We start from the raw sequence: 13,802 nt of genomic DNA on the forward strand, positions 1-13,802 counted from the left end.
CCGGCCGGACTCCAGCTGAGGCAGGAGGTCTCGGCCGGAGAACCGTTTTGGTCACTCCCGGTGACTGCTTGCTTCGTATGCTTCAATGATCCGGGCAACCAGCGGGTGGCGGACGACATCGGCCTGCTCAAAGTGCAGGAAGCGGATCCCCTGGACATCTTTCAGGATACGCTGAGCGACAATCAGCCCGGATTCCGTCCCGCGCGGCAGGTCGATTTGCGTCTGGTCACCTGTAATCACCATCTTCGAGCCGAAGCCGAGGCGGGTCATGAACATTTTCATCTGTGCCTTTGTCGTGTTCTGCGCCTCATCAAGAATAACAAACGCATCATCCAATGTGCGCCCTCGCATATAGGCAAGCGGTGCAATTTCAATAGTGCCCCGCTCAATCAGGCGTTCGGTCTGTTCCGCTCCAAGCACATCATGAAGCGAATCATACAGCGGCCTCAGGTACGGGTCGACTTTTTCTTTCAGATCGCCCGGCAGAAAACCGAGGTTTTCCCCCGCTTCCACGGCGGGCCGCGTCAGGATGATGCGTTTGACCTGTCCGTTCTTCAGTGCCTGTACGGCCATGACGACGGCGAGGTAGGTTTTGCCGGTACCGGCCGGGCCGATACCGAACACCATGTCATCCGCGCGGATTGCGTGGACGTATTCGCGCTGGCCGATCGTCTTGGCACGGATGGCCTTGCCTTTCGAGTTTCTGGCGATTTCTTCGTCATAAAGCTCCGCGAAGTATTCGATCGTCCCGTTCTTAGCCATTTCCAGTGCCGTGGAGACGTCGCGCAGATTAATATTGATGCCCTTGCGGATCACGCGCAAAAGCTGCCTGAGGAGCTCCTGAGCAGTTCCACGCTGCTCCTCTTCCCCCTGGATCACGATGACCCCGCCGCGCGTAAGCACCCGCACACCGAGTTCTTCTTCAATCAGTTTCATGTTCTGGTCGGAGATGCCGAGCAGCATCACCGCTTCATTCGGATCTTCCACATGCAGTTGTACCGTATTTTCTTCCAATCGATCAATCTCCTTGGGAAATGTGTTTTCTTACGGCAATATTTTCATTAATGAGAAATAATATGGTCCCCTTTACTTTATCATTATCATAATGCACTCGCAAAACTTTTTCATCCTTTACCGTTGCGTCGGGATCCAGTGTGGACAGCATTTTTTCCTTTAGCACCGACAGGATGATCGGCTCTCCGTTTTCTTCGGTCAGCCGGATTTCCCTCGCCATCCCGCTGCGGCTTTCCGACAGTGTCAGGAACGGGCGGATAAAAGAGGGCATCGGGATTTCGCGCCAGACATCAGCATTTGCTGATTTCCCTCCAATAGCTAGCTGGTACGCCGTTTCACCGGGTGCCGAATACCTGATCACGGCCGGCATCTCGAAACGGGTCTCCACATAATAATCCCCGTACACCTTGCCTTCCGCACCGGTTACGTGGCTGTCCTCTCTCTGCGTAATAATGCCGGATGCGACGATGTCCCCTTTTTCTACCGTGGTATTGGGGAGTACGTTCCTGACGCCCTTGGTGAGCTCGAAACGGGTGATCACCGCTCGTTTGGATGCCGCCAGATGAGCAGGTTGGAGGTCTCCCTCCCCTTTTTCCCCGGTTTCCGGCGCCTCAATCGGATGCACGGTCAGCCGGCCCCCTTCCCGGCTCACACGCACCCAGCTAAGGCCCGGGTCAGCGACCATCAGATCATTCCTGATCCGGGCCTCGTCCGGAACAGAGCCAATCGGGATAAAAGGCCGGATGCCGCTTTTCTCCAAGTAGTCACTGATGCGCTCCTGGCGCTCCGGTTTGCCGCCCTCGACCCCGACAGACCAGATCAGGCCGGAGCAGGCAAGGGGCACCAGCAGGAATAACAGAACAGCAGCAACGGATAATGGGGAACGATCGAGGATGATGCCTGTACGGCCTGCACTTAACCTGAGACGGACCCGGTATTTGAGCCTGAGTCTCCTGATGGCGGGCATGTCCTTGCGGAAAACAGAAAACTGCAGGCGGTCCCCCTCAGCTTCAGCATCCCGAATGCGGATGCCGGAAGCGGCGCAGGCAGAGAAAAACGCCTCCGCACTGCTGCCCGACACTGTCACTCGTACAGTTTCCTTCCCGCGCAGCCGCTCAGCCGTCCGCATGGTCCCTCGTCCGGATCAGCGTGAGGCGATCCAGCCGGTCGAATGTGATCAGGGCCGCCTCGTCTCCGACCTCCTCCACAGCCACCGCTTCTCCCTCCAATGTCAGCGCATATGGAGCCAGGCGAAGGCTGATCGCACGATCGCCGATTTTCCCGATCGTGAATTTTCCGTTGAGCCGCAGTGTCCGGTGGTCCTCGATTTCCAGAAATGGGACCATCCTAAAAAATCTGCGCATACAAAAACCCCCCTTGGCCTTCAGTTTATGACAGGCCAAGAGGGGGCATTCACACCGGCCGGAGCCGGTTATCTTCTTTTTGCTTTTGGCGGACCGAGAATTTCGGCGAACACGATCGCCCGCGCGAGGTCCTCTTCGGATTCCGGCAAAAGGCGGTCAGGTTCAGCGATTTCCGTTTTGTAGATTGGCTGCTCGGTCACCGCTTTGCGATCGCGTGTGCGTTCACGGGTACGATCCTGCCTCGGATTGCGGGCAGTATCAGTCCCGTCTGCAGAGGTCCGTGTAATCTGTTGCGGCACACGCTCTGAACGCGTGACCACTTCCGGCTTTGGCTGCACAGGCTTTTTCTCTACTGTGCGGGGATCGGTCCGAAACTCCCCGGCCTCTTTCTGGATCTCCTTCTGAAGATCTTCGTAAAGTTGTTTTGTCAGGTCTTTCAGGCTGCCGCCTTTTTCAGCCGGCCTCCGGGGCACGTCCTGACGGGGAGGCGGCGCCTGTGTCTGCCCCGGCCTTTTTTCCGGTGGTTTCTGGTTGTCCTTTCCCTTGAACAGGGAGCCGATTATCAGAGAGATGATCAGCAGGATGATCGGTTCCATCAGCTCATCCCCTTTCCGTCACACGTCGGATCATTGGCCGTCGGGGCGCTTATCCTGCTCCTTGCCCATTTTGCCGAGGGATTCGCGCATCGAGGTATCTGCCTGGATGTTTTTGTAGTTTACGTAGTCCATGATCCCGATGTTGCCTGTGCGAAGAGCTTCAGCCATGGCGAGAGGCACTTCCGCCTCAGCTTCGACGACCTTGGCGCGCATCTCGCCGACTTTGGCGCGCATTTCCTGCTCGCTCGCAACAGCCATGGCACGGCGTTCTTCCGCTTTCGCCTGGGCAATTTTCTTATCGGCGTCTGCCTGCTCGGTCTGAAGCTCGGCACCAATGTTCTTGCCGATGTCGACATCGGCGATATCGATCGAAAGGATTTCAAATGCCGTTCCCGAGTCCAGACCTTTTGAAAGGACTGTCTGGGAGATCATATCCGGATTTTCCAGGACGACGGTATGGTGCTTGGAAGAACCGATTGTCGAGACGATCCCTTCACCGACACGGGCAACGATCGTTTCTTCGCCGGCACCGCCGACGAGCCGTTCGATGTTTGCCCGGACAGTGATCCGGGATTTTGCCTTGACTTCGATTCCGTTCATGGCAACACCTGCGATAAACGGCGTTTCGATGACTTTAGGGTTGACCGACATGCTGACGGCTTCGAGCACGTCACGGCCGGCAAGGTCGATTGCCGCCGCCCGCTCGAATGTCAGAGCGATGTTCGCACGGTGCGCCGCGATAAGGGCGTTGACGACCCGGTCCACGTTACCTCCTGCGAGATAATGGCTCTCCAGCTGGTTGATGCTCACATCGAGCCCTGCTTTGTGGGCCTTGATGAGCGGGTTGACGATTCGGCTCGGAATAACTCGGCGGAGCCGCATCCCGATCAGTGTGAAGATGCTGATTTTCACGCCGGCTGCGAGTGCGGAAATCCACAATGTGACCGGCACGAATGTAAAGAAGATCGACAGGGCGATAATCACCAGAAACGCAACGATGATCAGCCCGATTGTTCCCAATCCTAGCATTCTGTTTCCTCCTATTCGGCGGAGGCTTCCCGGACAACGATCCTGGAGCCTTCCACTTTTGTGATCTTAACATTTTGATCTTTCCCGATAAACCTTCCTTCAGAGACGACGTCAAGATATTCTCCGTCCAGTTCGGCAGTTCCGGAAGGCCGGAGCGGTGTCACCGTTGTTGCCGTACGGCCGATAAGTTCGAGCCGGTTGGCATTGGAGACATAGCCGCTTTCTGTATCGGTGGCGTCCCTGAGGATTAGCCGGTTAAGAAGATGGAGCCGTTTGCCAAAGAATTTCATCATGATCACCATTCCCAATATCGTGATGACCAGTGCAGTGACGACAGAGATGGCCATCCAGGCCGGGTCGGCCCCTGCCATAATGATGCCCGCAACCATGGCCACAGCACCGATAATGCCCAGAATTCCTCCCGGCACAAACAGCTCGGCTATGAGCAGGCCGACACCTGCCAGGAACAGCAGAAGGGATTCATATCCTGCCAGGCCGGCGACGAGGTGTCCATAGAAAAACAGGAGCAATGCCCCGGCGCCCATCGAACCGGGGATACCGAATCCGGGCGAATACAGCTCGACGACAAGGCCCAGCCCCGCAATCGAAAGCAGGATCGGTACAACGACGGGATTCGTGATGAAACGTGCAAGTTTTTCGCTGAATGTTTCATTCATCTTGACGACTTCTGCGCCTTCAAGACCTGCGGTTGCCAGCAGTTCATCAAATGACGACACAGTTCCCTCACTGTAATTGACTTCCAGCGCCTCGTCGGCGGACAGGGTCAGCAGCTTGCCTTTCCCCGCACGGTATTCGGGAAAGTCCATGTCGGCATTGGCCATGGCAAGCGCATAGTCTGGATCCCGCCCCTGATCGGATGATTCTGCTGCCGCCTTCATCGAGGCGAGCCAAGCACTGTTGGCCTTGTCATCGGCAGCATTGCCGGACTGGTCAATTACCTGAGCAGCGCCGATCCGGCCGTTCGGGTCCATATAGATTTCGTCGGCATGGAGTGCTAGGAACGCACCGGCCGACAGTGCATCGCGGTTGATATAGGCGATTGTGCGGAGTTCCGTTTCATCCATCAGCTTGGCAATCCGGCCTGCTGCATCCACAAATCCCCCGGGTGTGTTGATCTCGAGGATAATCGTATTTGCTCCAGCCTCTTTGGCCTCACCGAACGAACGGCTCAGAAACTCATACAGCCCCCGCTCGACTTCGTTTTCCAATGGCACGTGGTATACTTTGCCGCTATCCGCTCCGGCATGGGGTATCGCCAAGAGGAACATGGCAGCGAACAGAAGGAGGCCGCGGATCAAGCGGATTCCTTTCAAGTCTTCACCCCCATTCGTCTCTCGTCCATTATAGGTGATTCTACGTATGAACAAAGCAATAAGTTTCATTAAAATGAAATAAACCGGAAAATCCCGTGGGATTTTCCGGTTTTGCATACATTATCTGATTCTGGCCATTCCTGTTATGGAGGCAGGGATGGTGAGGGGGATCAGTATTTGCGCTTGCGGGCTGCTTCGGACTTTTTCTTCCGCTTGATGCTTGGCTTCTCATAGTACTCGCGTTTGCGGGCCTCTTTAATCGTACCCGATTTGGAAACACCACGTTTGAAGCGGCGAAGAGCATCTTCAAGCGATTCGTTTTTACGAACGACAGTTTTTGTCATGTCTTTTCCCCTCCCTCCGTACGCACTTCCATACATGAAAACACGTCATGTACTCAGAAATTATAGCCTAAATCATGAAGCGGGTCAATATATATCTTTCATCTTGGCATATAACATTTTTATTCAGCAGATCAGTAATCTTCAGAAGATGTGAGACCCTGCATGATTTTGACTCCGGAGCTCGCGCCGATCCTTGTGGCGCCTGCTTCTGCCATGTTCTGCAGATCTTCCAGGCTGCGGACGCCGCCGGAAGCCTTTACGCCCATATCCTCGCCGACTGTTAGCCGCATAAGCGCAACATCTTCCACCGTTGCGCCGCCCGTAGAGAAACCGGTTGACGTCTTGACGAAGTCCGCCCCTGCATTTTTGGAAAGGCGGCATGCGATAATTTTTTCATCGTTGGTCAGAAGGCACGCCTCAATGATGACTTTGACGATCGCTTTACCGGCAGCCGCTTCCACGACAGCGCGAATATCTGCTTCGACCGTTTCTTCATCGCCGCTTTTCAGCGCGCCGATGTTCAGGACCATATCGATTTCCTGTGCGCCTTTTTCGATGGCGTCCTTTGTTTCGAACGCTTTCGTCTCTTTTGTGCTCGCGCCGAGCGGGAAGCCGATGACCGTACACACTTTCACATCGGTTCCAGAAAGCTCGCCTGCAGCTGTTTCCACCCAGTACGGGTTCACACAGACGGAAGCGAAACTGTACTCCTTCGCTTCCGCGCATAGTTCTGCGATCTGTTCTTTCGTCACTTCGGGTTTGAGAAGCGTATGGTCAATCATTGATGCGACATTGGTATTCATAGTATTTCCTCCTTAATGGTCCTTGCCCTATTTGCTGACTTGCCTGTGAATTCCCCGACCGGACGCAAGACGCCCGGAAGCCGGGAATCCGGCTCCGGGCGATGCCGGTTCAGGCGACCGGTACCGTACCATCTTCGATGACTCTCACAAAAGCACCCTCATTATAAGGATAGCCCGCCTTCGTGATTTTCACTCGGACAATCTTTCCGACCATTGATTCATCGGCAGGGATGACAACTTTCATATAGTTATCGGTATAGCCCTCGTAGAGCCCGCTTTCCGGATCTTCCTTGAATGGCTCTTCGGGAATCATTTCGAGTACTTGCCCCTCGTAGGCCGATGCATATTCCTTCGCGAGCTGATCGTTCAGCTGGAGAAGGCGGTGGACGCGTTCATTCTTGACGGCTTCGTCAATCTGATTATCCATCCGGGCGGCCGGCGTGCCGATCCGCATTGAGTACGGGAACACGTGCAGTTCGGCAAAACGGTGATCACGGATGAATTCGAATGTCTCCATGAACTCTTCTTCCGTTTCACCCGGGAAGCCTACAATAACATCCGAAGTCAGTGCAAAGTCCGGAAGTGCATCGCGCAGACGCTCGAGACGCTCCGCAAAGAAGGCCATCGTATACTTCCTGCGCATGCGCTTCAGCACCGTGTCGGAGCCGGATTGAATCGGAATGTGCAGGTGGCGAACAACAATGTCGGAAGCCTTCAAGACAGCGATCACTTCATCGGTCAGCTGGCTTGCCTCGATCGAGGAAATCCGCAACCGCTTAAGCCCGGGCACCTGCGCTTCGATGTCCCTGAGCAGCTGTGCAAGATTATACTCTTTCAGGTCTTCCCCGTAGCCGCCCGTATGGATGCCGGTAAGCACGATTTCCTTGTATCCTGCGTCAACAAGCTGGCGTGCCTGATGGATGACTTCCTCCGGATCACGGGAGCGCATCAGACCGCGTGCCCAGGGGATGATGCAGAATGTGCAGAAGTTGTTGCAGCCTTCCTGGATTTTCAGTGAGGCCCGGGTTCTGTCAGTGAAGGACGGAACATCCAGTTCTTCATAGACCCTGTTCTTCATGATGTTGCCGACCGCATTGATAGGCTGGCGTTCCCTGCGATACTGCTCGATATAACCGAGCAGCTTCGTCCGGTCCTGCGTGCCGACAACAATGTCTACACCCGGGATCTCCATGATCTCCGCGGACGATGTCTGCGCGTAGCAGCCGGTGACACAAACAACAGCATCCGGATTCGTCCTGATGGCACGCCGAATCACCTGGCGGCTTTTTTTGTCACTCGTATTCGTGACAGTACATGTATTGATGACGTAGACATCCGCGCGGCCCTCAAATTCCGCCCGCTCATAGTCAGCGTCCTTGAACAGCTGCCAGATGGCCTCCGTCTCGTAATGGTTTACTTTACAGCCCAATGTGTGAAAGGCGACTGTCGACATGGGGCTCACCTCTTTCCTTCTATTTCGCTTGAAATCGCGGCTAATGCATATAGCGGAGCCGTTTCCGCCCTCAGGATGCGCGGCCCGAGCGCGATGGGCCTGAACCCTGCCGCACGGAACCGCTCTGCCTCCTCGCGGCTGATACCGCCTTCGGGCCCGAAGACTGCCAGTACCTTTTGTCCATGATACACGTTTTCAATCAGAGCGGCAATCGAGCCCCCGCTGCGGTCTTTGGCAGATTCCTCGTCCGCTATAAGAAGCAGATCAAATGACTCCGCAAGCCGGATAAGGCCGTCCAGGCCGGTTACATCCGAAATCTCGGGAATGATGCTCCGGTGCGACTGCTCCGCCGCCTCCTTTGCAATCTTCCGGAGCCGGTCAATCTTCTTCCCGCTCTTTTTACTGTCCCATTTCACGATGGAACGCTCTGCTTCAAAAGGAATCAATCCTGCCATGCCAAGTTCGGTGCCCTTCTGGACAATCAGGTCCAGCTTGTCTCCCTTCGGCAGTCCCGCCGCGACAGTCACGCCAATCGGCATCTCATTTGACGGCAGGGATCCTTCTGTCTTCCGGATCACCACATCGCCGTCAAGCGCAATGATTTCAGATTGAAAAGCCTCTCCATCCGAAACTGCGATCAGCTTCCTGCCTTCGGCCATCCTCATCACCTTCGTGATATGGCGGGCATCGTCTCCGGATATCAAAGCCCGGCCGCTTTCATCAAACGGGTCATCAAGAAAGTATCTCTGCATCCTGTCCACCCGCTTCCGGTTTCCGTGCAATGATGGCCGTCCAGTCTTCCATCACCATCACTTCCTCGATCAGAAAGCCGGATTCCGTCAGTGCTTCTTTTACATCGTCCTTTTTCTGGGCGATGATGCCGGAAGTGATGAAGAGGCCTCCCGGCTTAATGACCTGGTAGGCATCATCCGTGAAGGTGACAATCACTTCGGCGAGGATGTTGGCGACCGCAACATCCGGACGTCCGTCGTAAGCATCCAGAAGATTGCCGTGGCGGACGTCGATTGGTGTCGTGAGCCCATTTAGCTCCACGTTTTGCCGGGCGGACTGCACAGCTACCTCATCCAGGTCGAGTGCCGTGATCCGTCCGGCACCGAGCAGGGCCGCTCCGATCGACAGGACTCCCGAGCCGGTTCCGATATCCACCACCTCGTCCCCTTCACGGACCGTTTTTTCCAGCGCCTGCAGGCACATGACCGTCGTCGGATGGGTCCCCGTTCCGAATGCCATGCCCGGATCCAGCTCGATGATCAGCTCATCCGTACTGAGCTTTTCGTATTCTTCCCATGTCGGGACAATCGTGAACCGTTTTGAAATTTTGACCGGATGGTAATAATCCTTCCAGGCGGTCGACCAGTCCTCTTCGTCCACTTCGGACTGGGTGACCGAGTTCGGACCGATGTCGAGACCGTAGGATTCCAGATTGGAGATTTCATTTTTCAACTCATTCACCGTCTCGGGAAGAAAGCTGTTGACCGGCAGGTAGGCCTTCACGATGGCACCCTCGGCCGGGTAATCTGCCCTGTCCAGTTCATACAGTTCTCCGAACCGTGTATCGTGTTCGAGGTCAGGCTCACGGGAGTCCTCTATCACGACTCCGCTTGCACCGGCTTCATAGAGGAGGTTGGAGACAGCCTCCACCGCTTCGTTGGAAGTGTGCACCGCGATTTCCGCCCATTTCAATAGAATCAGCCCTTTCAGTCACCCTTGAATGTACGCTTCAGACGGTCAAACAGCGAACTTTGATATTCATCCGGAGCATCTCCGCTGACAGCGGCAAAGTCCCGCATCAGCTGTTTCTGCTTTTCGGTCATCTTCGTAGGAGTGATCAGCTTGATGATGACATGCTGGTCGCCCGTTCCATATCCATGAACATTCGGGACACCCTTGCCCTTCAGGCGGAATGTCGTTCCTGTCTGTGTACCTGCCGGAATCTTCAGCTTCACCTTGCCGTGGACGGTCGGGACTTCGACTTCGTCGCCAAGAGCTGCCTGCGGGAAATTGATCCGGAGTTCAAGAAGAACATCGTCTCCTTCGCGGACAAACCGCTCATGGGGCCGAACGCGGAATTCCACATACAGGTCTCCCGCAGGACCGCCGTTGATGCCGGGTTCTCCCTGGCCTGCGACACGCAGCTGCTGCCCGTCTTCGACACCCGCCGGAATATTGACTTTGATGCGCTTACGCTTGGTGACTCTTCCCGCACCGTGACATTCGGAGCATTTCTCCGGAATGATCTTGCCCGTACCCTGGCAGGTCGGGCATGAGCGACGGTTGACCATCTGGCCGAATGGTGTATTCTGCGCCACACTGATTTGTCCTGAGCCGCCGCATTCGCCACAAGTACTGACGCTAGTGCCCGGTTTGGCCCCATCACCGCCGCAAGTATCGCAGGTCTCTTCCTTGTCGACTTCGATTTCCGTGTCTTTGCCGAAGACCGCTTCCATAAAGTCAATCGTCATCGTATAGGCGAGGTCTGACCCCTGGCGAGGGGCATTCGGGTCACGCCGCCGGCCGCCTCCTCCCCCGAAGAACGTATTCAGGATATCGTCAAAGTCGAACCCGGCGGCACCGCCGCCGAATCCTCCCCCACCGAATCCGCCTCCTCCAAAACCGCCGGCCGCATCGGCATGGCCGAACTGGTCATAGCGGGCGCGTTTGTCTTCATCGCTCAGAACTTCATACGCTTCGGCTATTTCCTTGAATTTCTCATCGGATCCCTCATCCTTGTTCAGGTCGGGATGATACTTTTTGGACAATTGCCTGTAGGCTTTCTTGATTTCTTCTTTACTAGCAGATTTCGTGACGCCAAGCACTTCATAGTAATCACGCTTGCTCATAGTTTCACTCCTGACTCGCTTGCATGACAATCATTGTATCATGCCGGGTATGGTCTTTCAAAAACGTGCTGGGAGCTTCAGAGCCGCCCTTATTTCCTTGTCTTCCACGTCGAGCTCCAGCGCCCAGCAACCGGCAAACTTCACCCATCTCCATTGCGATAAGTCAACATCGGCCCGTTCCGCGCCGTGTTTCCTTTATCTCATTGCGAAGGGTTCCAGTTTGTATGTTGCTGAACGGGCGCCTGCGCTTTTGCTACGTCGAGCTCCAGCGCCCAGCAACCGGCAAACTTCACCCATCTCCATTGCGATAAGTCAACTTCGGCCCGTTCCTCGCCGTGTTTCCTTTATCTCATTGCGAAGGGTTCCAGTTTGTACGTTGCTGAACGGGCGCTTGCGTTTTTGTTGTTTTAGACAGAAGAAAAGCCAAAGCCGAAACACCGACTTTGGCTTTTCCGAGGGCGGATTATTTGTTGTTCTTGTCATCGTCGACTTCTTCGAAGTCTGCGTCGACGACGCCGTCATCGGAGGATCCGCCGTCCTGCTGCTCCTGCTGAGCCTGAGCCTGCTGGGCAGCCTGTTCGTACATCTTCACCGACATCTGCTGGACAATTTCCATGAGCTTGTCTTTCTTCGTCCGGATATCTTCGATGTCATCCTTTTCGAGAGCGGACTTCAGCTCGTCTTTCGCTTCTTCAGCCTGCTTCTTCTCTTCTTCGGAGACATTGTCGCCTAGATCGGAGAGTGTTTTTTCTGTCATGAAAACAGCCTGGTCGGCTTCGTTGCGCAGTTCAGCCTCTTCCTGGCGCTTCTTGTCAGCATCAGCATTCGCTTCCGCTTCCTTGATCATGCGTTCGATCTCATCATCAGACAGTGAGCTGTCGGATTGGATTGTGATGCGCTGTTCTTTATTCGTGCCGAGGTCCTTCGCTTTGACGTTGACAATCCCGTTTTTATCGATGTCGAATGTGACTTCGATCTGCGGGATTCCACGTGGTGCCGGAGGAATATCCGTCAGCTGGAAGCGGCCCAGCGTTTTATTGTCGGCAGCCATCGGGCGTTCGCCCTGGAGGACATGGATGTCAACGGCAGGCTGGTTGTCTGCAGCTGTCGAGAACACTTGTGACTTGGAAGTCGGAATGGTTGTGTTCCGGTCGATCAGCTTCGTCATGACACCGCCCATCGTCTCGATACCGAGTGACAGCGGGGTGACGTCGAGAAGAACGACATCCTGTACATCGCCCGAGAGCACTCCGCCCTGGACTGCAGCGCCCATCGCAACCACTTCATCAGGGTTTACGCCGCGGTGCGGCTCTTTTCCGGTCGCTTTTTTGATGGCTTCCTGAACGGCAGGGATCCGTGTGGAACCGCCCACGAGGATAACCTGGTCAAGTTCATCCGGAGAAAGGCCCGCATCTTTCAGTGCCTGGCGGGTCGGAACCATCGTGCGCTCGACGAGATTTGCAGTCAATTCGTCGAACTTCGCACGGGAAAGCGTCATCTCCAAGTGCATCGGGCCAGCTTCGCCGGCTGTGATGAACGGAAGGGAGATTTGTGCCGAAGTGACTCCAGAAAGGTCTTTTTTCGCCTTTTCAGCCGCATCTTTCAGGCGCTGCATTGCCATCTTGTCCTTGGACAGGTCGATTCCGTTTTCTTTTTTGAATTCGTCTACGAGCCAATCCATGATCGCCTGGTCAAAATCGTCTCCCCCAAGCTGGTTGTCACCGGCTGTTGCTCGTACTTCGAATACACCATCGCCGAGTTCGAGAATCGAAACGTCGAACGTGCCGCCGCCAAGGTCATAGACCAGAATCGTCTGTTCACTTTCTGTCTTGTCCAGTCCATAGGCGAGGGCAGCTGCCGTCGGCTCATTGATGATCCGCTCGACTTCGAGGCCTGCGATGCGGCCGGCATCTTTTGTCGCCTGACGCGCAGCGTCGTTGAAGTAAGCCGGAACCGTGATGACTGCCTTGCTTACCTTTTCGCCGAGATAGTCTTCCGCGTACCCTTTCAGGTACTGGAGAATCATTGCCGAAACTTCCTGCGGAGAGTAGTCACGGTCTTCTGCGGATACTTTCTCGTTGGTACCCATCAGCCTTTTGACCGACATGATTGTATTTGGATTGGTGATCGACTGGCGTTTTGCCACTTCACCGACCTGGCGCTCGCCGTTCTTGAACGATACGACCGAAGGGGTTGTCCGGTTGCCTTCCGGGTTCGGAACGACTTTCGGCTCGCCGCCTTCCAGTACCGCTACTACAGAGTTAGTTGTTCCAAGGTCGATCCCGATGATTTTGCTCATTGTCCATTCCTCCTAAAATCAATGCATCTTGAAGCATCATTCGTGTTTTACTCGTTTACTTTAACCATTGAAGGACGCAGAATCCTGTCCTTCAGCATGTACCCTTTTTGGAGTTCTTCCAAAATGGTGTTGGACGGCTGGGAGTCGTCCTGGCCCTGCATGACGGCGTGGTGGAAGTTCGGGTCGAACTCCTTGCCTTCCGCCTCGATTTCTTCCAGGCCTTCCTTCTCCAGAGCGGAGCGGAATGACCGGGAGATCATCTCCATACCCTTCTTAAGCGCGATGGCGTCCTCAGACGTCACGTCAGCATCGAATGCACGGCCGAAGTTGTCCAGTACAGGCAAAAGCTCAACCATGAGTTTTTGCGACCGGTACTTTTCAGAAGCCTGTATTTCGGCTGCAGAACGGCGCTTGAAATTCTCGAAATCCGAGAGAAGGCGAAGATACTTGTCTTCTTTCTGTTCCAGTTCCTCTTCAAGTTCTGCAATCCGCGTGTCGCGCGGGTCCGCTTCTGTTTCAACGGCCTCTTCGGCGTGGGCTTCAGGAGCGGTAGTGCTCGCTTCTTCTGCCAGGTTATCGCCTTCCACTGCCGCCGTCTTGACGGTTTCTTCATTCATCTCTTTGTTTTCATCAATGGCCACGAAAGAATCTCCTCCAAACACTCAAACTAGACATTGTAAGTAATCATCATCTCAGTACTGAGAA

Annotated in this window: 14 protein-coding genes; all 14 read right to left on the reverse strand. The window is 54.9% G+C overall.

Annotated features, from left to right (window positions below; genetic code table 11):
* Positions 1–51: 51 nt before the first annotated feature.
* Positions 52–1,014 carry a PhoH family protein gene (locus AC6CHQ_RS03780; protein ID WP_407640870.1) on the reverse strand — a complete coding sequence of 321 codons (963 nt, stop codon included), beginning with the start codon at positions 1,012–1,014 and terminating at the stop codon, positions 52–54.
* A 4-nt stretch (positions 1,015–1,018) separates the two neighbouring features.
* A complete protein-coding gene (locus tag AC6CHQ_RS03785) occupies positions 1,019–2,143 on the reverse strand; it encodes a sporulation protein YqfD (RefSeq protein WP_498080916.1) in 1,125 nt (374 codons plus the stop codon).
* Positions 2,130–2,378: a hypothetical protein gene (locus AC6CHQ_RS03790; protein ID WP_092051246.1), complete on the reverse strand. Its 249-nt coding sequence runs from the start codon at positions 2,376–2,378 to the stop codon at positions 2,130–2,132. The genes AC6CHQ_RS03785 and AC6CHQ_RS03790 overlap by 14 nt, the downstream gene beginning before the upstream one ends.
* A 68-nt stretch (positions 2,379–2,446) precedes the next feature.
* Entirely contained in the window at positions 2,447–2,974 is a 528-nt protein-coding gene (locus AC6CHQ_RS03795) for a hypothetical protein (protein ID WP_251240512.1), read from the reverse strand.
* A gap of 30 nt (positions 2,975–3,004) precedes the next feature.
* Positions 3,005–4,003, reverse strand: coding sequence for a flotillin-like protein FloA (floA, locus tag AC6CHQ_RS03800; protein ID WP_092051249.1), 999 nt, complete (start codon positions 4,001–4,003; stop codon positions 3,005–3,007).
* Positions 4,004–4,014: 11 nt separating this feature from the next.
* Complete coding sequence (locus tag AC6CHQ_RS03805; protein WP_432803575.1) at positions 4,015–5,337, reverse strand: NfeD family protein; 1,323 nt, start codon at positions 5,335–5,337, stop codon at positions 4,015–4,017.
* A gap of 170 nt (positions 5,338–5,507) precedes the next feature.
* Positions 5,508–5,681 carry a 30S ribosomal protein S21 gene (rpsU, locus tag AC6CHQ_RS03810; RefSeq protein WP_092051253.1) on the reverse strand — a complete coding sequence of 58 codons (174 nt, stop codon included), beginning with the start codon at positions 5,679–5,681 and terminating at the stop codon, positions 5,508–5,510.
* A 131-nt stretch (positions 5,682–5,812) separates the two neighbouring features.
* Entirely contained in the window at positions 5,813–6,484 is a 672-nt protein-coding gene (gene deoC, locus AC6CHQ_RS03815; RefSeq protein WP_251240511.1) for a deoxyribose-phosphate aldolase, read from the reverse strand.
* Positions 6,485–6,593: 109 nt separating this feature from the next.
* Positions 6,594–7,937 (reverse strand): tRNA (N(6)-L-threonylcarbamoyladenosine(37)-C(2))-methylthiotransferase MtaB, encoded by a 1,344-nt coding sequence (gene mtaB / locus AC6CHQ_RS03820; protein ID WP_251240510.1) that lies wholly within the window; start codon positions 7,935–7,937, stop codon positions 6,594–6,596.
* A gap of 5 nt (positions 7,938–7,942) precedes the next feature.
* A complete protein-coding gene (locus AC6CHQ_RS03825; RefSeq protein ID WP_251240509.1) occupies positions 7,943–8,689 on the reverse strand; it encodes a 16S rRNA (uracil(1498)-N(3))-methyltransferase in 747 nt (248 codons plus the stop codon).
* Positions 8,670–9,641 (reverse strand): 50S ribosomal protein L11 methyltransferase, encoded by a 972-nt coding sequence (gene prmA, locus AC6CHQ_RS03830; RefSeq protein WP_251240508.1) that lies wholly within the window; start codon positions 9,639–9,641, stop codon positions 8,670–8,672. The genes AC6CHQ_RS03825 and prmA overlap by 20 nt, the downstream gene beginning before the upstream one ends.
* A 14-nt stretch (positions 9,642–9,655) precedes the next feature.
* Positions 9,656–10,798, reverse strand: a complete 1,143-nt coding sequence (dnaJ, locus tag AC6CHQ_RS03835; protein ID WP_251240507.1) for a molecular chaperone DnaJ — start codon at positions 10,796–10,798, stop codon at positions 9,656–9,658.
* 463 nt (positions 10,799–11,261) lie between these two features.
* Positions 11,262–13,097: a molecular chaperone DnaK gene (dnaK, locus tag AC6CHQ_RS03840; RefSeq protein WP_092051265.1), complete on the reverse strand. Its 1,836-nt coding sequence runs from the start codon at positions 13,095–13,097 to the stop codon at positions 11,262–11,264.
* A 47-nt stretch (positions 13,098–13,144) separates the two neighbouring features.
* Positions 13,145–13,714 carry a nucleotide exchange factor GrpE gene (gene grpE / locus AC6CHQ_RS03845; RefSeq protein ID WP_251240516.1) on the reverse strand — a complete coding sequence of 190 codons (570 nt, stop codon included), beginning with the start codon at positions 13,712–13,714 and terminating at the stop codon, positions 13,145–13,147.
* Between the last annotated feature and the right edge of the window lie 88 nt (positions 13,715–13,802).

It is taken from the genome of Bhargavaea sp. GQ12 (assembly GCF_059758705.1).